Annotated in this window: 21 protein-coding genes; 13 read left to right on the forward strand and 8 right to left on the reverse strand. The window is 68.6% G+C overall.

From position 1 onward, the window contains the following. Positions 1-78: 78 nt before the first annotated feature. Both I7X18_RS10605 and I7X18_RS10610 read right to left on the reverse strand, forming a co-directional pair. Complete coding sequence (locus I7X18_RS10605; RefSeq protein ID WP_226863898.1) at positions 79-1494, reverse strand: hypothetical protein; 1416 nt, start codon at positions 1492-1494, stop codon at positions 79-81. A gap of 232 nt (positions 1495-1726) precedes the next feature. Further along, positions 1727-2041, reverse strand: a complete 315-nt coding sequence (locus I7X18_RS10610; protein WP_193047223.1) for a type II toxin-antitoxin system VapB family antitoxin — start codon at positions 2039-2041, stop codon at positions 1727-1729. Between the two features lie 161 nt (positions 2042-2202). Here I7X18_RS10610 and hrcA point away from each other — a divergent pair, with 161 nt between their 5' ends. The 3 genes from hrcA (at position 2203) to I7X18_RS10625 (ending at position 5226) form a co-directional block, all read left to right on the forward strand. Next, positions 2203-3246: a heat-inducible transcriptional repressor HrcA gene (gene hrcA, locus I7X18_RS10615; RefSeq protein ID WP_193047224.1), complete on the forward strand. Its 1044-nt coding sequence runs from the start codon at positions 2203-2205 to the stop codon at positions 3244-3246. Between the two features lie 79 nt (positions 3247-3325). Further along, complete coding sequence (gene dnaJ / locus I7X18_RS10620) at positions 3326-4477, forward strand: molecular chaperone DnaJ (RefSeq protein WP_193047225.1); 1152 nt, start codon at positions 3326-3328, stop codon at positions 4475-4477. A gap of 2 nt (positions 4478-4479) precedes the next feature. Beyond that, a complete protein-coding gene (locus I7X18_RS10625; RefSeq protein ID WP_193047226.1) occupies positions 4480-5226 on the forward strand; it encodes a 16S rRNA (uracil(1498)-N(3))-methyltransferase in 747 nt (248 codons plus the stop codon). Here I7X18_RS10625 and I7X18_RS10630 read toward each other — a convergent pair. Further along, positions 5197-5796 carry a DUF998 domain-containing protein gene (locus I7X18_RS10630; protein ID WP_193047227.1) on the reverse strand — a complete coding sequence of 200 codons (600 nt, stop codon included), beginning with the start codon at positions 5794-5796 and terminating at the stop codon, positions 5197-5199. The genes I7X18_RS10625 and I7X18_RS10630 overlap by 30 nt on opposite strands. 213 nt (positions 5797-6009) lie before the next feature. Between I7X18_RS10630 and I7X18_RS10635 the strand changes: the two genes are divergently transcribed. Genes I7X18_RS10635 through era form a run of 5 tightly spaced genes read left to right on the forward strand, consistent with a single transcriptional unit; the run spans position 6010 to position 10070 of the window. Further along, entirely contained in the window at positions 6010-7014 is a 1005-nt protein-coding gene (locus I7X18_RS10635) for a PhoH family protein (protein WP_232375494.1), read from the forward strand. 6 nt (positions 7015-7020) lie between these two features. Next, complete coding sequence (ybeY, locus tag I7X18_RS10640) at positions 7021-7554, forward strand: rRNA maturation RNase YbeY (protein ID WP_193047229.1); 534 nt, start codon at positions 7021-7023, stop codon at positions 7552-7554. After that, a complete protein-coding gene (locus I7X18_RS10645; protein ID WP_193047230.1) occupies positions 7551-8861 on the forward strand; it encodes a hemolysin family protein in 1311 nt (436 codons plus the stop codon). The genes ybeY and I7X18_RS10645 overlap by 4 nt, the downstream gene beginning before the upstream one ends. After that, positions 8854-9174, forward strand: a complete 321-nt coding sequence (locus I7X18_RS10650) for a cytidine deaminase-like protein (RefSeq protein WP_193047231.1) — start codon at positions 8854-8856, stop codon at positions 9172-9174. The genes I7X18_RS10645 and I7X18_RS10650 overlap by 8 nt, the downstream gene beginning before the upstream one ends. Next, positions 9171-10070 (forward strand): GTPase Era, encoded by a 900-nt coding sequence (era, locus tag I7X18_RS10655; RefSeq protein WP_193047232.1) that lies wholly within the window; start codon positions 9171-9173, stop codon positions 10068-10070. The genes I7X18_RS10650 and era overlap by 4 nt, the downstream gene beginning before the upstream one ends. 27 nt (positions 10071-10097) lie before the next feature. Here era and I7X18_RS10660 read toward each other — a convergent pair whose 3' ends face one another. Both I7X18_RS10660 and I7X18_RS10665 read right to left on the reverse strand, forming a co-directional pair. Then, positions 10098-10568 (reverse strand): hypothetical protein, encoded by a 471-nt coding sequence (locus tag I7X18_RS10660; RefSeq protein ID WP_193047233.1) that lies wholly within the window; start codon positions 10566-10568, stop codon positions 10098-10100. Positions 10569-10762: 194 nt separating this feature from the next. Then, positions 10763-12205: an amidase gene (locus tag I7X18_RS10665; protein WP_193047234.1), complete on the reverse strand. Its 1443-nt coding sequence runs from the start codon at positions 12203-12205 to the stop codon at positions 10763-10765. Between the two features lie 63 nt (positions 12206-12268). On the opposite strand from I7X18_RS10665, the gene recO reads away from it, so the two are divergent. Genes recO through I7X18_RS10680 form a run of 3 tightly spaced genes read left to right on the forward strand, consistent with a single transcriptional unit; the run spans position 12269 to position 14453 of the window. Then, positions 12269-13099: a DNA repair protein RecO gene (recO, locus tag I7X18_RS10670; RefSeq protein WP_193047235.1), complete on the forward strand. Its 831-nt coding sequence runs from the start codon at positions 12269-12271 to the stop codon at positions 13097-13099. Then, positions 13074-13973: a decaprenyl diphosphate synthase gene (locus tag I7X18_RS10675; protein ID WP_193047297.1), complete on the forward strand. Its 900-nt coding sequence runs from the start codon at positions 13074-13076 to the stop codon at positions 13971-13973. The genes recO and I7X18_RS10675 overlap by 26 nt, the downstream gene beginning before the upstream one ends. A 48-nt stretch (positions 13974-14021) precedes the next feature. Further along, positions 14022-14453: a hypothetical protein gene (locus I7X18_RS10680; protein WP_193047236.1), complete on the forward strand. Its 432-nt coding sequence runs from the start codon at positions 14022-14024 to the stop codon at positions 14451-14453. On the opposite strand, the gene I7X18_RS10685 is transcribed toward I7X18_RS10680, so the two are convergent. Together I7X18_RS10685 and I7X18_RS10690 are read right to left on the reverse strand one after the other, a co-directional pair. Next, on the reverse strand, positions 14442-14846 hold the full coding sequence (locus tag I7X18_RS10685) for a Fur family transcriptional regulator (RefSeq protein WP_193047237.1): 405 nt from the start codon (positions 14844-14846) through the stop codon (positions 14442-14444). The genes I7X18_RS10680 and I7X18_RS10685 overlap by 12 nt on opposite strands. Further along, the gene (locus I7X18_RS10690; protein WP_193047238.1) at positions 14843-15205 is read right to left on the reverse strand and encodes an ArsR/SmtB family transcription factor; all 363 of its coding nucleotides are present in this window, start codon (positions 15203-15205) and stop codon (positions 14843-14845) included. Before I7X18_RS10690 ends, I7X18_RS10685 begins: the two co-directional genes overlap by 4 nt. A gap of 93 nt (positions 15206-15298) precedes the next feature. Between I7X18_RS10690 and I7X18_RS10695 the strand changes: the two genes are divergently transcribed. After that, entirely contained in the window at positions 15299-16684 is a 1386-nt protein-coding gene (locus I7X18_RS10695; RefSeq protein WP_193047239.1) for a glycine--tRNA ligase, read from the forward strand. Positions 16685-16709: 25 nt separating this feature from the next. On the opposite strand, the gene I7X18_RS10700 is transcribed toward I7X18_RS10695, so the two are convergent. Further along, positions 16710-18704, reverse strand: coding sequence for a TPM domain-containing protein (locus tag I7X18_RS10700; protein WP_193047240.1), 1995 nt, complete (start codon positions 18702-18704; stop codon positions 16710-16712). 73 nt (positions 18705-18777) lie between these two features. Between I7X18_RS10700 and I7X18_RS10705 the strand changes: the two genes are divergently transcribed. Further along, on the forward strand, positions 18778-20061 hold the full coding sequence (locus I7X18_RS10705) for a deoxyguanosinetriphosphate triphosphohydrolase (RefSeq protein WP_193047241.1): 1284 nt from the start codon (positions 18778-18780) through the stop codon (positions 20059-20061).

The following is a 20061-nucleotide window of genomic DNA, read 5'->3' on the forward strand; positions in this document are numbered from 1 at the left end:
TCCGGCGCTTGCCGAGTGACAGCCCCAACGAGGCGGGCCCCCTCCACATGGAGGGGGCCCGGTTTCTTCGTTGAGTGCTTACTCGGAAGCAGACGCGGATCCCGCGCCGGCCTTCGAGCCGCTGTCGCCCTTGTCGCTGTCGCCCTTGTCGGCGTCGGCCTTGGGAGACTCCGGCTTTGAGTCAGACTCGCTGGGGGTCTCCTTCTTCGGGGACTGGCCACCGCTGAACGCCTTCTTCAGGGTGAGCCGGGTGTCGTTGACCGCCTTGGCAACTCCGTCGTTGAACGCCTTGAAGGTGTTCGGACGGGTGGTGACCTTCTCGTCGGCCTCCTCGTCGACGACCGGGGTCTCCTCGACGACGGGGAGGATTTCGTCGGTGGTGGTGTCAGTCACCTCGGGAGTGATGACCGGCGCGTCAGCCTTGGCCGGGATGTCCAGCGTCACCGTGTCATCCGCGGGAGCAACCTCGGGCGAGGTCACCTTCTTCAGCGCGGGATCCTCCGTGCGCAGGAGCGCGGGAGCCGTCGCAGGCTTGAGCGCGTTGCCGATGATGCGGGGGAGATCGACGGCGAAGTAGTCGATCGGGCCACCGTCGCTGAACACGCCCGGGAAGGTCGAGCGTGACGGGAACGGCGGGACGAAGCCGTTGAAGAACGCATTGGTCACATAGCCCGGCAGAGAAGCCAGCCCGGTCAGCGCGGTCGCGGTGTCGCCGGCCTCGTATGCCGCCCGGACCTCGTCGAGGATGACGGCGCCCTGCAGGGTCGCGGTGATAATAGGCGAGAGCGCCGCCTTGGTGATGCCGTTGATGCCACCGCGGGTGAACAGGGCATCGAGCACGTTGCCTGCGGTGTCCGCGCCCAGGGCGTCGGCCAGATCGGCCGGCAGGCCCAGCGTCGGGAGAAGCGGGACGAACGGCCGCTCCAGGAGCTGGACGAGGAACCAGATGTTGACCTCGCTGAAGGCCTCGACGAACTGGCCCGTCTGCAGGTAGCCCAGCGTGTTCTCGATGATCGTCGGGAGGTTCTCCAAGGCCGTCAGCAGGGCGGTGTTGGAAGCCGCGCTGCCCGACTCGATGATCGGGCCGTAGGTGTCGAAGACCCCCTGCAGTGCGGCCAGGGTGCCGAACGGGTTGACCGCGCCCGAGGCGATCGTCTCGAGGAATTCCTGCGCGAGCGCCGGGCTGCCCTGAAGGATGTTGCCGAGTGCCGGCACGGTCACCGTCGACAGGTTCGTACCCAGCAGGTTCAGGTTGGTGAGCGTCGCAGCGATGCTCTGCTCGAACTGGGTGATCGGGTCGACGACCGCCGACAGTTCGACCGCACGCACCTGGATATCGGGAAGCGTCGGCATCACCTGCACCGGGGTCACGGCCATCGCGCCGGCGCCGACCACGGCCGCACCGGCGACCAAGAACTTGTTGCGACGCGACGGTGAATGTGTGGCTTCGGCGGCGGTGTCCCAGCCGAAATCGTCGCGTAGTGCTTCTTGCACGGATTCTCCTCGTTTATCTGCGTTGAGTGCCGCTTGCGGCGAGCGCAAACGCTAGCTGAGGATTACCTAAGTATCAATAGGTTCGCCTAACTTAACTTAGTCAACCCTTACGCGGCATCTTCGCTGGTGAGGCCACACTGGGAACAATCTGAGCAGAAACTCAGGAACGCGGTTGGTTATTCCGATAGTTGCCAATGAACAGACAACGACTTTGCCACGCGCCAGAAACCGGTCAGATCTGCTGGGTGTACGGCACGTCCATGTCGTAAAGCCGGGCGTGCAGCACCGTGCGGTTTCGAAGCGCCGAGCGCACCGCGCGATGCAGCCCGTCCTCGAGATAGATCACGCCCTGCCACCGCACCGCGTGCGGGAAGAGGTCGCCGTAGAAGGTCGAATCCTCCGAGAGCAGCCGGTCCAGCGCGAGCACCGTCGTGGTGGTGACGATTTCGTCCAAGCGGATCTGCCGGGGCGGGATGCGGGACCATTCCCGATAGCTCAGACCGTGTTCGGGGTAGGGCTTCCCGTCGCGGACACCCTTGAAGATCATCGACGCGCCTTCGGTTGCTCTGCCCCCTCACGACGAAGGTTAGCCGAGCCTCGGTCGCGCGGTCGCCCTGCGTACCGCCCTTGATGGGTAACACAGCAGTTGAGCACCGTAAACTGAGGACGAACTGTGCCATGGTGCGCGTGAAGAGGTAGGTGAACACAATGGGTAGTGCCGACGACCGTCGCTTCGAGGTGCTGCGTGCCATCGTTGCCGACTTCGTCTCCACCAAGGAGCCGATCGGTTCCAAGACGCTGGTAGAACGACACAACCTCGGGGTGTCCAGCGCGACGGTGCGCAACGACATGGCCGTATTGGAGGCCGAGGGGTACATCGCCCAGCCGCACACCAGCTCCGGACGGGTGCCCACCGAGAAGGGCTATCGCGAATTCGTCGACCGCCTCGACGACGTCAAGCCGCTGTCGTCGGCCGAGCGGCGCGCGATCCTGAAGTTCCTCGAAAGCGGTGTCGACCTCGACGACGTGCTGCGCCGCGCGGTCCGGCTGCTCGCGCAGCTGACCCGCCAGGTCGCGATCGTGCAGTACCCGACCCTGTCTACCTCCACGGTGCGCCATCTGGAGGTGGTCGCACTCACGCCGGCGCGGTTGCTGCTGGTGGTCATCACCGACACCGGACGCGTCGACCAGCGCATCGTTGAACTGGGCGACGCCATCGACGAACACGAGCTGGCGACCCTGCGCGATCTGCTGGGCCAGGCGTTGGAGGCCAAGCGCCTCTCGGCCGCGTCGGTGGCGGTGTCGGACCTGGCCTCGCACCTCAACGGGGCTCCAGGGATGTCCCACCGGCTCGCCGACGCCGTCGGACGCTCGGCGACGGTCCTCGTCGAGACGCTGGTCGAGCACACCGAGGAGCGGCTGCTGCTGGGTGGTACCGCGAATCTGACCCGCAACACTGCCGACTTCGGCGGCTCGTTACGTTCGGTCCTCGAAGCGCTCGAGGAGCAGGTGGTGGTGCTGCGGTTGCTCGCCGCCCAGCAGGAGGCGGGCAAGGTGACCGTCCGGATCGGTCACGAGACCGAGGCCGAACAGATGGCCGGCACCTCGGTGGTCACCACGGCATACGGCAGTTCGGGCAAGGTCTACGGCGGCATGGGTGTGGTGGGCCCCACTCGAATGGACTATCCGGGAACTATCGCTAATGTCGCGGCGGTTGCTCTCTACATCGGCGAGGTCCTGGGCACCCGATGAACACAGCGAAGAAGAACATTCTGGTCAGCCGGTAGCACCGGCACTGACAGCCGGAAGCACCGGCACTGAAAGGTCAAGCGTGGCACGCGATTATTACGGCCTGCTCGGGGTGAGCAAGGGCGCGAGCGATCAGGAGATCAAACGCGCCTATCGCAAGCTGGCTCGCGAGCTGCACCCCGACGTCAATCCCGACGAGGAGGCGCAGGCCCGGTTCAAGGAGATCAGCGCCGCCTACGAGGTGCTGTCCGATCCGGAGAAGCGGCGCATCGTCGATCTCGGCGGTGATCCGCTGGAGAGTGCGGCCTCCAATGGGGGCGGCTTCGGCGGGGGATTCGGCGGCCTCGGCGACGTGTTCGAGGCGTTCTTCGGCGGCGGCGGCGGTTCGCGCGGACCCATCGGGCGGGTCCGGCCCGGCTCGGACTCCCTGCTGCGGATGCGTCTCGACCTGAGCGAATGTGCGACCGGTGTGACCAAGCAGGTCACCGTCGACACCGCCGTGCTGTGCGACCTGTGCCACGGCAAGGGCACCCACGGTGACTCCACCCCGACGGCGTGTGACACCTGCGGCGGCCGCGGCGAGATCCAGACCGTCCAGCGGTCCCTGCTGGGTCAGGTGATGACGACGCGGCCGTGCCCGGTGTGCGGTGGCGTCGGCGAAGTGATCCCCGACCCGTGCCACCGCTGCGGCGGCGACGGCCGTGTGCGCGCCCGGCGCGAGATCAGCGTCAAGATCCCGGCCGGGGTCGGTGACGGGATGCGTGTGCGGCTGGCCGCCCAGGGTGAGGTCGGGCCCGGTGGCGGTCCTGCGGGTGACCTCTACGTCGAGGTTCACGAGAAGCCGCACGACGTCTTCGTCCGCGACGGCGACGACCTGCACTGCACGGTGTCGGTGCCGATGGTCGACGCCGCACTGGGCACCACGGTCAGCGTCGAGGACATCCTCGGCGGCCCGATCGAACTGACCGTCGCGGCCGGTACCCAGCCCGGTGCGGTGACGACGATGCGCGGGCACGGAATGCCGCACCTGCGGTCAGGTGTGCGTGGCGATCTGCACGCCCACATCGACGTGGTGGTGCCGTCCCGGCTCGACCACACCGACATCGAGCTGCTGCGCCAGCTCAAGGAGCATCGCGACCGCGATGTCGCCGAGGTACGCACCAGCAGCTCGCCCGCGTCGTCGAACGCCGGAGGCCTGTTCAGCCGACTGCGCGAGACGTTCACCGGCCGCTGACCTTGAGTCGGCCGCTTTTCTACATCGACGCGGTTCCCGAGCCGGGACAGCTGGCACTCCTCGACGGTGACGAGGGCTTTCACGCCGCCAACGTGCGGCGCACCAGGCCCGGTGAGCACCTCGACCTCGGTGACGGCGCGGGTGCCGTGGCGCACTGTCTCGTCGAGGAGGTCGGCAAAGGCCGGCTGACCGCACGGGTGCTGGAGCGCCGGATCGTCGCGCCGCCTCACCCCGCCGTCACCGTCGTCCAGGCGATCCCCAAATCCGACCGTTCCGAACTCGCGGTCGAGCTGGCCACCGAGGCCGGGGCGGACGCGGTGGTGGCGTGGCAGGCCGCGCGCTGCGTAGCGCGCTGGGACGGCGCCAAGGTCGAGAAGGGTGTGCGGCGCTGGAGCGCGGTGGCCCGGTCGGCGGCCCGCCAGTCGCGGCGCGCCCACATTCCACCCGTCGACGGGGTGGTGACGACGGCCGAGTTGGTGCGGCGGGTGACCTCTGAGGTCGCCGGTGGTGCGACGGCGCTGGTGCTGCACGAATCCGCGACCGGACCGCTCACCGGGTTGTCGCTGGCGGGGACGACGTCGCTGATGCTGATCGTCGGGCCCGAGGGTGGTATCGCCGACGACGAGGTCGACGCGCTGACGGCGGCGGGGGCGGTGGCGGTGCGACTGGGTCCGACGGTGTTGCGCACCTCGACCGCGGCGGCCGTCGGGCTGGGTGCGTTAGGCGCGCTGACGCCGCGCTGGCAGTGAGGCGCGCAGCATCGCGGTGGCGGCGCACAGCTGCCACGCCAGGATGGGGTAGACGCTCGCACGTTCCCACACCGGTGCGGGCAGCACCTCGACGCCGGCCCATGCCTGCACCACCAGCGCGGTGAGGCTGACCAGTCCGGCCACGCCCAACAGCCGGGAGACCAGCCGATAGCGGGCCCCGGGGTGTAGCGACGCGCCGGCGATGGCCGCCGCGTTGCCCCCGGCGATCGCGAGAGCCGCCCCGACCAGATGCAGCGCGCCGTCGCCCGCGTGCACGGTCGCGACCAGCAGGTTGCCGACGGCATTGGCCGCCGCGAACGCCAGTAGTGGGCGGTGGTGACGCCGGCCCGCCGCCAGCACCGCGCCCAGAAGGAAGAGGCACCCCTGGGCGGCGAATGCCACGTTCATCAGGGCCGCGAGCGGTTGGCCGGGCACGCCCAGGTCGCTGATGTAGTCGCGGGCGTAGCTGTAGGTCGGCCGGAATGCGGCGGCGGCGGACGCCTCGGCGGTCAGATATGCCGCCGCGCCGAGGATCCACGCGCTCGCTGCGGCACGGGGTCGAGGGGTCATCGGCGCTCACCAGGTTAACCATTGGGGCGGTGTCGTACCCGGCGGTAGACTGGGATTAGCAACAACATGGCCGTCGGGCCGAAGAGCACGCCGAAGTGAACACAGAAAGCAGGCAGAAAGCAGCACGTGACGCCCCGCGAAACGAACGCTGACTCGTCCGGGTCTTCGCCGGCCCACTCGACGGGCTCCTCCAGCACCGGCACCCCGGTACGCATCAGCAGCAGCAGCAGCAGGATTGACGTGCCGCCCGACCTCGTCATGGGCCTGCTCGGCTCGGCCGACGAGAACCTGCGCGCGCTCGAGCAGTTACTGGCGGCTGACGTCCATGTGCGCGGCAACGCGCTCACCCTGACCGGTGTACCCGCCGACGTCGCCCTCGCCGAGCGCGTGGTCTCCGAACTGGTCGCCATCGTCTCGGGTGGCCAGGCGCTGAAACCGGACACGATCCGGCGCAGTGTCGCGATGCTCACCGGCACCGGCAACGAGTCCCCGGCAGAGGTGCTGACGCTCGACATCCTGTCGCGGCGTGGCAAGACGATCCGGCCGAAGACGCTCAACCAGAAGCACTACGTCGACGCGATCGACAAGCACACCATCGTGTTCGGGATCGGTCCCGCCGGCACCGGCAAGACCTATCTCGCGATGGCGAAGGCGGTCAGCGCGCTGCAGACCAAGCAGGTCAGCCGCATCATCCTCACCCGCCCCGCGGTGGAGGCCGGTGAGCGCCTCGGCTTCCTGCCCGGGACGCTGAGCGAGAAGATCGACCCCTATCTGCGGCCGCTCTACGACGCGCTGCACGACATGATGGACCCCGAGCTGATCCCGAAGCTGATGAGCGCCGGGGTGATCGAGGTGGCGCCGCTGGCGTACATGCGGGGCAGAAGCCTTAACGATGCGTTCATCATTCTCGACGAGGCGCAGAACACCACCGAGGAACAGATGAAGATGTTCCTCACCCGGCTGGGCTTCGGTTCGAAGATGGTCGTCACCGGTGATATCACCCAGATGGACCTGTCCGGCGGTGCCGAGTCGGGGCTTCGGGCGGCGATGCGGATCCTGGACAACATCGGTGACATCAGCTTCGCCGAACTCACCAGTGCCGACGTGGTCAGACACCGGCTGGTGTCCGAAATCGTCGACGCCTACGCCAGATTCGAGGAGCCCGAACAGCTCAACCGGGCCCAGCGGCGTGCGTCCAGCGGCCGGCCGCGGCGGTAGCGCGGCATGAGTATCGAGGTGTCCAACGAATCGGGCATCGACGTCTCCGAAGAGGAGTTGATCAGCGTCGCCCGATTCGTCATCGACAAGATGAACGTCAACCCCGCCGCCGAGTTGTCGATGGTGCTGCTCGACACGTCGGCGATGGCCGACCTGCACATGCGTTGGATGGACCTGCCCGGGCCCACCGACGTGATGAGCTTCCCGATGGACGAGCTCGAACCCGGCGGGCGCCCCGACGCGCCGGAACCGGGTCCCGCGATGCTCGGTGACATCGTGTTGTGCCCCGAGTTCGCCGCGAAACAGGCGGAGACCGCGGGCCATTCGATGGGCCACGAACTGGCGCTGCTGACCGTGCACGGCGTACTGCACCTGCTGGGCTACGACCACGCCGAACCCGACGAGGAGAAAGAGATGTTCGCGTTGCAACGTGAACTGCTCGGCGAATGGGTGGCCGACCAGGTCGAGGCATATCACCTCGACCGTCAGACCGAACGGGACCGGCGGCTGCTGGACAAGTCCCGGTACTTCGACGAATGAGCGGACTTCCCCAGCTGATCGGCGCCATCGCACTCGTCGCATTCGGCGGTCTGTTCGCGGCGATCGACGCCGCCCTGAGCACGGTGTCGATGGCCCGCGTCGAAGAACTCGTGCGCGACGAACGTCCAGGCGCCGTGCGGTTGTCGCGGGTGATGAACGAGCGGCCCCGCTACATCAACCTCATCGTGCTGCTGCGGATCACCTGCGAGGTGACCGCCACGGTGCTGCTGGTCGCCTACCTCGACGGCCACCTCGGCGTGAGCTGGGGGTTGACCGCGGCCGCGGGCATCATGGTGGTCGCCAGCTTCGTCGCCGTCGGCGTCGGGCCGCGCACCATCGGGCGGCAGAACGCCTATCCCATCGCTTTGTACACCGCCCTACCGATGCAGGCGATCTCGACGTTGCTCACCCCGATCAGCCGCCTGCTGGTGTTGATCGGAAACGCCCTCACCCCGGGTCGCGGGTTCCGCAACGGTCCGTTCGCCTCGGAGATCGAACTGCGGGAGGTCGTCGACCTCGCGCAGCAGCGTGGGGTGGTGGCCGACGACGAGCGCCGGATGATCCAGTCGGTCTTCGAACTCGGCGACACCGCCGCGCGCGAGGTGATGGTGCCGCGCACCGAGATGGTGTGGATCGAAAGTGACAAAACGGCCGGCCAAGCCACCTCACTCGCGGTGCGCAGCGGGCACTCCCGCATCCCGGTCATCGGGGAGAACGTCGACGACGTCGTCGGGGTGGTGTACCTCAAAGACCTTGTCCAGCAGACGTACTACTCGGTCAACGGCGGCCGTGACACCACCGTCGTGCAGGTGATGCGCCCCGCGGTGTTCGTACCGGACTCCAAACCGCTCGACGAACTCCTGCGGGAGATGCAGCGCGACCGCTACCACATGGCGTTGCTGGTCGACGAGTACGGCGCGATCGCCGGGCTGGTGACGATCGAAGACGTGCTCGAGGAGATCGTGGGCGAGATCGCCGACGAGTACGACACCGACGAGGTGGCGCCCGTCGAGGAACTGGGCAACCGGGAGTACCGGGTGTCTGCGCGGCTGCCGATCGAGGATCTCGGCGAGCTCTATGACATCGAGTTCGCCGAAGATCTCGACGTCGACACCGTCGGCGGCCTGGTCGCCTTCGAACTCGGCCGCGTGCCGCTACCCGGGGCGGAGGTCACCTGGGACGGGTTGCGCCTCAAGGCCGAGGGCGGCCCCGACCATCGCGGCCGGGTGCGGATCGGCACCGTCCTGGTCAGCCCCACCGAACCCGAACCCGACGACGAGAACGAACGCGAGGAGCGCGGTGACTGAACTCGACCCCGAGGACGACAAACTCGTGGTGCTGGCTCGCGGCGCCATGGCGCGTGCCGAGGCAGCCAGCGGCGCGGCGGTCCGCGACCTCGACGGTCGTACCTATGCAGGTGCCCCCGTCGGGCTGACCGCGCTGCCGCTCACCGCGCTGCAGGCCGCGGTGGCCGCGGCGGTGTCGAGCGGCGCCGCGGGATTCGAGGCGGCGGTGCTGGTCGGCGGCTCAGCCGACGATGCGGGAGTGGCCGCCGTGCGTGAGTTGTCCGCCGGTGCCGCGGTGATCCTCACCGACCGTGCCGGGACGGTGGTCGCGTGAGCGAATTCCGTTCCGGCTTCGTGTGTTTCGTCGGCAGGCCGAACACCGGCAAGTCAACGCTGACCAACGCGCTCGTCGGCGCCAAGGTGGCGATCACGTCGAACCGGCCGCAGACCACCCGGCACACCATCCGCGGCATCGTGCACCGCGAGGACTTCCAGATCATCCTGGTCGACACCCCGGGGCTGCACCGGCCGCGGACCCTGCTCGGTCAGCGGCTCAACGACCTGGTGAAGAACACCTACTCCGAGGTCGACGTGATCTGCCTGTGCATCCCCGCCGACGAGCCCATCGGGCCGGGGGACCGGTGGATCCACGAGCAGATTCGGGCCGTCGCGCCGAGGACCACGCTGGTCGCGCTCGTCACCAAGATCGACAAGGTGCCCAAGGACCGGGTCGCCGCCCAGCTGATGGCGGTCAGTGAACTGGTGGGCGAAGACGCCGAGATCGTCCCCGTGTCGGCGACCACCGGGGAACAACTCGACGTGCTGACCGATGTGCTCGCCGGGAAGCTACCGCCCGGGCCGGCCTTCTACCCCGACGGCGAACTGACCGATGAACCCGAGGAAACACTGATGGCCGAACTCATCCGCGAGGCCGCTCTCGAAGGTGTGCGCGATGAACTGCCGCACTCACTCGCGGTGGTCATCGACGAGGTGACTCCGCGCGAGGGTCGTGACGACCTGATCGATGTGCACGCCATCCTCTACGTCGAGCGGGACAGTCAGAAGGGCATCGTGATCGGCAAGGGCGGTGCACGGCTGCGTGAAGTCGGCACGGCCGCGCGTGCGCAGATCGAGAAGCTCCTCGGCACAAAGGTCTACCTCGACCTCCGGGTAAAGATCGCCAAGAACTGGCAGCGAGACCCCAAACAGCTTGGGCGCCTGGGCTTTTAGCTGATCGACGTGCCTATGCGCTGATCGCTAGTGGCACGGGAACTGTCCGATGATGGGCAGTTCGGTTCCGCACAACGGGTGCTGCGCGGGCGGCGGGGCCGGAGCGGCCGGAGCGGGCGCGGGTTGATTGGCCACCTTGCGTGAGGCCGCTTGGGCGTTGTCGGCCTTGGTGGCCGCGCGGATGTCCGGTGTCACGCACACGACGTCGCCGTCGAAGGCCTCCCGCCAGACGAAGCCCTGTTTGCAACTGTTGGATCCGTAGGCGCCGTTGGGATCGCGATTGGCGATGGACTGGCCGTTCTGTGCTGCGGTGGCATCGCGCACCGCGGGGGTGACGCAGACGTTGTCGCCGGGCGCCGCCTCGCGCCAGACGAATCCGTTGATACAGGTGTCGGGCCCGTACGGCTGCGCCGAGACCGTCGGGGCAGGCGCCAGCGCAACCATGGCGATGGCGGCGGCCGACAGCGGCAGGAAGCGTATCGCTTGTGCTGTGAACATCAGTGGTCCTTTCAAGGTGTCGAGGCGAAACTCGTTGCGGACCAGACGCTAAAGGCGTGTGAGGCGACGGGTCAGCGTGTGCACTACCTCATTTGGTCGCGTTGTTGATCTACCGGTGAGGTAACGCTAAGCCCGGCGTCGGCACGACAAATCGGGTGTTTCCCTCTCATCGGCCCCTCAGAGGAGCCGGGGGGTCAGGACGACGTGGTCCACCACGCCGGAGGTTGGCGCGTCGCCCACCCGTTGATCGCCTCGAGTTCGGCGGCCAGCGAGATCAGCAGGGGCTCGCTGGCCTCCGGGCCCATCAGCTGGACGCCGATCGGAAGGCCTTCTTTCGTGAAGCCGGCGGGCACGTTGATCGACGGCCAGCCCAGCAGATTCCACGGCCAGGTCACCGGGCAGGCCTTGATCATCGCGCGGTCGGTGGAAAGCCCTCCGCGCCGGTCGAAGGCATCGACGGGCGGTGCGGGTAGGGCGGTGGTCGGTGCCAGCACCACGTCGGCGATGTTGAAGATCCACCCGATTCGCTGATGCGCCGCGGCCTCCCGGGCCCGCGCCTTGCGTAGAACGTGTTCGGACAGCAGCCGGCCGGTGCGCAGGTTCGCCTTCGTGCGCTTGTCCAACTCCACGCCGGGGCCGAGCCGCTCGACCCAGTCCAGCAACCCGGATGTGGAGCGCGACAAGAAGTTCCACGACATCCCGACGGTGTAGTCGGGGTTGAGGGGCCGGACGGTGTGGCCGAGTTCGCGCAGTTGGCCGGCGACGGTGTGCATCGCGGCGCGGATCTCGGGGTGCAGTTTCGCCCGGAACACCGTGAACGGGAACTTCGTCGACATCGCGACCCGCAGCGTGCCTGGTGCGCGTGCGACATAGTCCGACACCTGGACCGGTGCGGGCCGGTGCAGGTCCCCGGGTGCATTGCCCGACGCCGCGTCGAGTACGAGTGCGGCGTCGGTGACGGTACGCGCCAGCACGCCGTTGACGGTGATGCCGTTGAACGCTTCCGGCAGCGGCCAGGTGGAGATGCGGCCGCGCTGCGGTTTGATGCCGACCAGATGGCACCAGGCCGCGGGAATGCGCACGCTGCCCGCGCCGTCGGAGCCGATCGCCGCGGTCACCAGGCCGGCCGCCACGGCTGCGGCACTACCGCCCGACGAGCCGCCGGGAGTGTGGTCGCGCGACCACGGATTGCGGGTGTGGCCGAACGCCGGCCCAGTGGTGAAGGGCCACTGACCGAGTTCGCATGTATTGGTCTTGCCGACGATGACCGCACCGGCGGCCCGCAGTCGGCGCACCGCCTCGGAGTCCTCCCGCGCCGGGTGTACGGCGCCGTCGGCGCCGAAGCGGGTGGGTACCCCGGCGATGTCCACGTCGTCCTTGACGGCGATGGGGATGCCGAGCAGCGGCTGCTGCCCACCGGCGGCGCGCACGCGGTCGGCTCGCGCGGCGTCGGTCCGGGCCTGCTCGGTCAGCACCACCCGAAAGGCGTTGAGGGAGGGCTGGCTGGCGGTGATGGCATCCAGCGATCGACCAACCAGGTCGACCGAGGTGACCGCACCACTGGCCAACTGATACAGCTGGTCGGTCAGGGTCGGGAAGGCGGTGCGGGGCGGGCGGGAGACGGGCGAGTCGAGCATCACTGCCGAGAGTAATCGGCGTGCTTACCGACCTCTGTCACAGTGCGGTGAGAGACTCTACGAATGCGGCTGTACCGGGACCGCGCGGTCGTGCTGCGCCAACACAAGCTGGGCGAAGCCGACCGGATCGTCACTCTGCTGACCCGTGACCACGGCCTGGTCCGCGCGGTCGCCAAAGGGGTGCGCCGTACCCGCAGCAAGTTCGGTGCACGGCTGGAACCGTTCGCCCACATCGACGTCCAACTACATCCGGGCCGCAACCTCGACATCGTCACGCAGGTACAGGCGATCGATGCGTTCGCCTCCGACATCGTCAGCGACTACGGCCGCTACACGTCGGCCTGCGCGGTGCTCGAGACCGCCGAGCGCCTCGCCGGTGAGGAGCGCGCCCCGATGCCTGCCCTGCACCGGTTGACCGTCGGCGCGCTGCGCGCGGTCGCCGACGGCAACCGCCCCCGCGAACTGGTGCTCGACGCGTACCTGTTGCGTGCCATGGGAATCGCGGGCTGGGCGCCGGCACTGACCGAATGCGCCCGCTGCGCCACCCCCGGCCCGCACCGGGCGTTCCACGTCGCGGCAGGTGGCAGCGTGTGTGTGCACTGCCGGCCATCGGGGTCGGTGACTCCGCCGCAGGGTGTGCTGGACCTGATGACGGCGCTGCACGACGGCGACTGGCCGGCCGCCGAGGCGTCCCCGTCGTCGCACCGCAGCCAGGCCAGCGGACTGGTGGCCGCCCATCTGCAGTGGCACCTGGAACGGCAGTTACGGACATTGCCGCTGGTGGAGCGCGTCTACCGGGTCGATCATGTGGTCGCTGAGCACCGGGTTTCGCTGTTGCGGCAGGATGTGCACCGTGGTGACGAACCGGGTGACCAGCTCGCGGCGGGGAGCTGAGCGCAAGAAGTCGCAATTCCCGCAGCTCGACCCACCTGCCGACGACTATCCGACCTTCCCCGACAAGTCGTCGTGGCCGGTAGTTTTTCCCGACCTGCCACGCAACACCAATGGCAGGTTCGCCCGTCCGCCGCAGCACACCAGTAAGGCCGCCGCACCCAAGATTCCCGCCGATCAGGTACCCCAGCACGTCGCGGTGGTGATGGACGGTAACGGCCGCTGGGCCACCCAGCGCGGGCTCGGCCGCACCGAGGGTCACAAGATGGGCGAGGCCGTGCTCATCGACATCACCTGCGGGGCCATCGAGATCGGCATCAAACACCTGACGGTGTACGCATTCTCCACCGAGAACTGGAAACGCAGCACCGAAGAGGTGCGCTTCCTGATGGGGTTCAACCGCGAGGTGGTCAAGCGCCGCCGCGAGAACCTCAACGACATGGGCGTGCGCATGCGCTGGGTCGGGTCCCGGCCGCGGATGTGGCGCAGCGTGAGCAAGGAATTCGACATCGCCGAGGAGATGACGGTCGACAACGACGTCATCACCATCAACTACTGCGTCAACTACGGCGGGCGGACCGAGATCGTCGAGGCTGCGCGTCAGCTCGCGCAGGAGGCCGTCGACGGCACGGTGAACCCGAGCCGGATCAGCGAGGCGGCGTTCGCCAAACACCTGCACCGGCCCGACATCCCCGATGTGGACCTGTTCATCCGGACGTCGGGGGAGCAGCGGGCGAGCAACTTTCTGCTGTGGCAGTCGGCCTACGCCGAATACGTCTTCCAGGACAAGCTGTGGCCGGACTACGACCGGCGTGACCTGTGGGCGGCGTGCGAGGAGTACGTGAGCCGCAACCGGCGCTTCGGCAGAGCCGAATGATAAGCCTGAGCGGCAGAGCCGAATGATAGGCCTGATCGGCAGAGCCGAATGACGGACATGGAGCCGCGGCTGGCGGCGGTCCTCGACGGGTTCGTCGACGCGGTGACCCGCGAAGCCGACGGCGCGCTCACCGTGCGCCACGACGGGACCATCGCCTCGCTGCGGGTGGTCATGATCGCCGAAGGCCTCGAGCTGGTATCGCTCACCCAGATCCTGGCGTGGGATCTCCCGCTGGACGCCAAGCTGCGCACCGCGGTCGCCGACCATGCGCACGGCACGCTGCTGGGAACGGTGTCGCTGGCCACCAAGAGCGGCTCCAGCGAGATCGCGGCAGGCGCCAAGCGCAACTCCAAGAAGGCTGCGGATGTGTTGCTGCGCTACAACTTTCCGGCCGCCGGCCTCTCCGATGAGGCGCTGCGCACGCTGATCCTGCTGGTGCTCGGCGCCGGCGCCGACATCCGTCGCGCGCTAACGTCCTGACCCGGCCGCGCAGTCGCCGCACACCCCGAAGATCTCGATGGTGTGGCTGACCTCGGAGAACCCGTGTTCGCGGGCGACTTCGGCGGCCCACGTCTCCACCTGTCCGCCCTGGATCTCGACGGTGGCACCACACGCCCGGCACACCAGGTGATGGTGGTGGTCGGTCGAGCAGCGTCGGTACACCGACTCGCCGGTATCGGTGCGCAGGGTGTCGACCAGGCCGGCTTCCGCCATCGACTGCAGGGTGCGGTACACCGTCGTCAGCCCGATGCCCTCCCCGCGCTGTTTCAGCGCATCGTGCAGTTCCTGGGCTGAGCGGAATTCGTCGAGTCGGTCGAGCAGTTGGGCGATCGCGGCCCGCTGCCTGGTGGAGCGAACCTGGGCCGGGCTCACCGGGTGTCCTCACCGGCGTGTGCGACGGCGTCGGTGACGATGTGCACCAGATGCGCGTCGACGAGCCGGTAGAGCACCTCGCGGCCCGACCGCTCGCTGGCCACCACGCCGGCCTGCTTCAGGATCCGCAGGTGCTGGCTGACCAGGGGTTGCGGTACGCCCAGCACATCGACGAGCTCATGCACGCAGCGCGCAGAATGCTGCAGCTGCAACACGATAGCGATGCGCACCGGCGCGGCCAGCGCCCGCAGCAGCTCACCGGCGGTGTCGAGGACCTCGCGCGCCGGCAGCTCCGGCAGCGGTGACGAGCCGTGCTGGTGGGCGGATTCCGATTCCGCGGTGGTGGAAACGATTTTCATTATGGCAGCCACCATACATGCATCGATCTGCATGTCAACGGCTGCCGACGCGGTGCGGTGGCCGCGTTCGGCAGCCCACTACGCTGTTGCACCGTGGCATCCATCATCGACACCGTTGCGAACCTGGCGAAACGCCGTGGACTGGTCTTCCAATCCGGCGAGATCTACGGCGGCACGAAGTCGGCGTGGGACTACGGGCCGCTCGGGGTGGAACTCAAGGAGAACATCAAGCGTCAGTGGTGGCGGTCGGTGGTCACCGGCCGTGACGACGTCGTGGGCCTCGACAGCGCGATCATCCTGCCGCGCCAGGTGTGGGTGGCCTCCGGGCATGTCGAGGTGTTCAACGACCCGCTCGTCGAATGCCTGAACTGTCACAAGCGGCAACGGCAGGACCACATGCAGGAGGCGTACGCGGAGAAGAAAGGTGTCAGCGACCCGGACTCCGTGCCGATGAGCGACATCACCTGCCCGGACTGCGGCACCAAGGGCCAGTGGACCGAACCGCGCGACTTCAACATGATGCTCAAGACCTACCTCGGCCCGATCGAGACCGAGGAGGGGTTGCACTACCTGCGCCCCGAGACCGCGCAGGGCATCTTCGTCAACTTCGCGAACGTGGTGACCACGGCACGCAAGAAGCCGCCGTTCGGAATCGGCCAGATCGGCAAGAGCTTCCGCAACGAGATCACGCCCGGCAACTTCATCTTCCGCACCCGCGAGTTCGAGCAGATGGAGATGGAGTTCTTCGTCGAACCGTCTACCGCCAAGGAGTGGCATCAGTACTGGATCGACACCCGGCTGCAGTGGTACGTCGACCTCGGGATCGACCGCGACAACCTGCGCCTCTACGAACACCCGAAGGACAAGCTGTCGCACTACTCGGATCGCACGGTCGACATCGAGTACAAATTCGGCTTCGCCGGCAACCCGTGGGGTGAGCTCGAGGGGGTGGCCAACCGCACCGACTTCGACCTGTCCACACATTCGAAGCACTCCGGCACCGACCTGTCGTTCTACGACCAGGCCACCGAAAGCCGCTTCACGCCGTACGTGATCGAGCCCGCGGCGGGGTTGACCAGGTCCCTGATGGCCTTCCTGGTCGACGCCTACACCGAGGACGAGGCGCCCAACGCCAAGGGGGGTGTCGACAAGCGCACGGTGCTGCGCCTCGACCCGCGGCTGTCGCCGGTCAAGGCGGCCGTGCTGCCGCTGTCGCGCCACGCCGACCTGTCACCGAAGGCGCGTGACCTGGCCGCGGAGCTGCGCAAGAACTGGAACGTCGAATTCGACGATGCCGGCGCGATCGGCAGGCGCTACCGCCGCCAAGACGAGATCGGCACGCCGTACTGCATCACGGTCGATTTCGACTCGCTCGACGACCACGCCGTGACCATCCGCGAGCGCGACACGATGACGCAGGACCGCGTGGGGATCGACGCGGTCAGCGACTACCTCGCGGTGCGGCTCAAGGGCGCCTAGTCCTGCTCGCCAGAGGAACGGGACGCTAGAACCGGCCGCCGCCGCCGAGCATCCCGCCGCCCCCGCCACCGGATCCGCCGAAGGATCCCGGCCCGAAGCCGCCACCGCCGAAGCCGCCGCCACCGAACCCGCCGCTGAGGACGTTGCCGATCAGGATCCCGCCGATCATCGCGCCCATGTTCCCTCCACCGCCGCCGCCGTAGCGGCCCGTGTACGCCTGCTGCGCGTACTGGACATCGGTGTTGGCGAGCTGCTGCGCCTGAGCGGCCAGCATCGCCGCCCCGTTCGCGTGCGCGATCGCCTCGGACGGGTTGGTCGAACGCTTGGCGTCCGCGGCGCTGATCTGACGGACCGCCTCGGCCAGCCGGGTTCTGGCTTCGGGTCCGATGCTGCCCCTGCGGGTGTCGATGAAATCGGACACCGAACGCACCCGTGACCGGGCCACGAACAGCGCCTCCTCGAGCGCGCGGTTGAGCCGGTCGGCGGCTTCGCGTTGTTCTTCAACGGCGGCGAGCAGCCGGTCGAGGTCGGCATCGGCCTTGGTCAGGTGGGTGAAGGCGCCGAGCGGGTCGGTGGCGCCGGACCGCTGCGCCTCGGCGACAGCCTGCGACGCGGCGTCCCGGGCGGTTTCGAGCTGTGCGCCCTGCGGCACGTTTCCGCCGGCCAGCAGCTCACCGGCCTGGCGGATACCGGACTGGGTGTCCTCGATCACCGCGGGCAGCCGCGCGGCCGCTCGCCGGATGTCGCCGGCGGCGCTGTCGACGGCGTCGAGCAGCGAACCGGCTTGGCTCAGCGCGGATTCCGCCGCCCGCACCGAGTCGACCAGATCGGACTGCTGACCGGCCACCGGCCGGGCGGCCAATTCCCGGCCGCGGGTGATGTTCTGGTCGGCGAAGGTCAGCAGTTCCCTGGCCGCATCGACGTTGCCCGCCACCGACGACAAAGCGGCAGTGTCGAACTCGGCGTGCAGCGCGGTCAGCTTCTGCTGGGACGGTTCGATGCGGGCGGTGATGTCGACGACCCGCTGGGTCAGCCCATCCAGCCGCGACGGCGCGTTGATGACGAGCTCCCGCAGCGTCTCGAAGGCCTCGGTCTGCGCGTCGAGCTCCCGGTCGGCCTTCGCGGCGGAGACGATCACGCGGGTCAACAGCTCGCGGCGCTGAGTGGGGGTCTCGGGGATCGCGTCGTCGAGCTGGTGGCGCACGCTGAACGCCTGCGCCAGCGCCTCTTTGGCGTTGTCGACCGCGCGGGTGAACGGTTCGGTGCGCTCGTCGCCGAACTCCTCGACGGCCAGCGCGAGTTCGTTGCTGCTGGTGCGCACCGCGTTGTCGACCTCGACCACGATCGATTTGGACAGTTCGTCGAGGGCGTCGAGCGAGACCGACGCCAACGCGTTCGCATCGCTGGGGTCCACCCGTCGCGCCGCGGCGATCTCGGCGGCGCGGCGCTTGCGGCGCCGTCGCTGCGCCCACACCCAGAGCAGGAGCACGCCGACGGCGATGACACCCAGGGCGATCAGCAGCCCGCCCCAGGCGATCCCGCCGCCGGGCGCGGCCGCGTTGTTCAGTCCGTCGGCGGCCGCCACTGCGCCGGCCGCCCAGTCGCCGCTCCGCAGCGCGGGTTCCACCTCGTCGCGACGCACCTCGTCGACCTCCGCGGCGGTCAGGTCCGACACCGAGGGGGGGACCTGCAGTGCGTAGGCCCGGTCGACGGTCGCCACGGCCAACAGCGCGTCGTAGCTACCCAGATCGCTGATCTGCATGGTGCTGCGCGCCCAGTTGACCGCACCCTGACCGGAGAAGTCGTCGACGAACACCACCCACAGCCGGATCTTGCGGTCGTCGTAGAGGCGATCCACCGCCGATTGGACCTGGCCCCGCTGCGCCGCGGACAACGCACCGGCCTGATCGGTGACGTACCCGGGCAGCCGGAACGGCGGCTCCGCGGCGGTGACCGGCGCGAGCAGGACGCCCGCCGTCATCAGCGTGGCCAGCGGGGCGAGCAGTCGCGTGAGGCGCATGGTCGTCAATGTAGTGCCGCGCACAGCCCGACCTGGAGTAGACCGGCGGACGGTCCTGGCAGACTGTGCCTCGGTGAAACCACGACTGCAGGACAGCTACGACGAGTTCGATCACGAGCGCCGGGTGGCCGAACCGGCGAAGAGCGCTGTCCTGCCGGGAACGGGCACCGAGCGCCGCACCGACTTCGCGCGTGACCGCGCCCGGGTGCTGCACTGTGCCGCACTGCGCCGGCTCGCCGACAAGACCCAGGTCGTCGGCCCGCGCGAGGGTGACACCCCCCGCACCCGGCTCACCCATTCGCTCGAGGTCGCCCAGATCGGCCGGGGCATGGCGGTCGGCCTGGGCTGCGACCCCGACCTTGTCGACCTGGCCGGGCTCGCCCACGACATCGGCCATCCGCCCTACGGGCACAACGGCGAACGCGCGCTCAACGAGATCGCCAACGCCTTCGGCGGCTTCGAGGGCAACGCGCAGAACTTCCGCATCCTCACCCGCCTGGAGCCCAAAGTGCTTGACCCGCGAGGGCGCAGCGCCGGGCTCAACCTGACCCGGGCCGCCCTCGACGCGGTGACGAAGTATCCGTGGCCACGCGGCGACCGGACCAAGTTCGGGTTCTACGGCGGCTTCCGCGGGGACGACATGGCCGCCGCCGACTGGGTGCGTGACGGCGCACCGGCCGAGCGGCCGTGCCTGGAGGCCCAGGTGATGGACTGGGCCGACGACGTCGCCTATTCGGTGCACGACGTCGAGGACGGGGTGGTCTCCGGACGCATCGACCTGCGGGTGCTGGCCGACGACGACGCGGCCGCCTCGCTGGCGCGGCTGGGGGCCGACGCCTTCCCGACCCTGGCTCCCGACGATCTGCTGGCCGCCGCCGACCGCCTCTCCGAGATGCCGGTGGTGGCCGAGGTGGGCAAGTACGACGGAACGCTGACGGCGTCGGTCGCGCTCAAGCGGATGACCAGCGAACTGGTCGGCCGCTTCGCCAACGCGGCGATCACCGCCACCAGGTCTGTCGCCGGTGACGGCCCGCTCCGGCGCTTCGACACCGAGCTGGCGGTGCCGACGCTGGTGCGCGCCGAGGTGGCCGTGCTGAAAATGCTGGCGCTGCAGTTCATCATGTCCGACCACGGCCATCTGCGGGTCCAGGCCGACCAGCGCACGCGCATCCACGAGGTGGCGCTGATCCTGTGGGCGCAGGCACCGGGCAGCCTCGACCCGCTGTTCGCACCCGAGTTCGCGGCCGCCGAGGACGACGGCGCCCGGCTGCGGGTGGTGATCGATCAGATCGCCTCCTACACCGAGGGGCGGCTGGAGCGAGTGCACGAGGCGCGCTCGCCCAGACCACTAGACTGA

It is taken from the genome of Mycolicibacterium baixiangningiae (assembly GCF_016313185.1).
Taxonomy (GTDB): Bacteria; Actinomycetota; Actinomycetes; order Mycobacteriales; family Mycobacteriaceae; genus Mycobacterium; species Mycobacterium baixiangningiae.

What these genes read in the sequence shown, in the direction of transcription:
- recO (WP_193047235.1), top strand. Translation starts at nt 12,269, where the DNA reads ATGCGGCTGTACCGGGACCGCGCGGTCGTGCTGCGCCAACACAAGCTG.
- I7X18_RS10665 (WP_193047234.1), bottom strand. Translation starts at nt 12,205, where the DNA reads ATGCTCGACTCGCCCGTCTCCCGCCCGCCCCGCACCGCCTTCCCGACC.
- I7X18_RS10630 (WP_193047227.1), bottom strand. Translation starts at nt 5,796, where the DNA reads ATGACCCCTCGACCCCGTGCCGCAGCGAGCGCGTGGATCCTCGGCGCG.
- I7X18_RS10660 (WP_193047233.1), bottom strand. Translation starts at nt 10,568, where the DNA reads ATGTTCACAGCACAAGCGATACGCTTCCTGCCGCTGTCGGCCGCCGCC.
- I7X18_RS10610 (WP_193047223.1), bottom strand. Translation starts at nt 2,041, where the DNA reads ATGATCTTCAAGGGTGTCCGCGACGGGAAGCCCTACCCCGAACACGGT.
- hrcA (WP_193047224.1), top strand. Translation starts at nt 2,203, where the DNA reads ATGGGTAGTGCCGACGACCGTCGCTTCGAGGTGCTGCGTGCCATCGTT.
- I7X18_RS10645 (WP_193047230.1), top strand. Translation starts at nt 7,551, where the DNA reads ATGAGCGGACTTCCCCAGCTGATCGGCGCCATCGCACTCGTCGCATTC.
- I7X18_RS10690 (WP_193047238.1), bottom strand. Translation starts at nt 15,205, where the DNA reads ATGAAAATCGTTTCCACCACCGCGGAATCGGAATCCGCCCACCAGCAC.
- I7X18_RS10680 (WP_193047236.1), top strand. Translation starts at nt 14,022, where the DNA reads ATGACGGACATGGAGCCGCGGCTGGCGGCGGTCCTCGACGGGTTCGTC.
- I7X18_RS10700 (WP_193047240.1), bottom strand. Translation starts at nt 18,704, where the DNA reads ATGCGCCTCACGCGACTGCTCGCCCCGCTGGCCACGCTGATGACGGCG.
- ybeY (WP_193047229.1), top strand. Translation starts at nt 7,021, where the DNA reads ATGAGTATCGAGGTGTCCAACGAATCGGGCATCGACGTCTCCGAAGAG.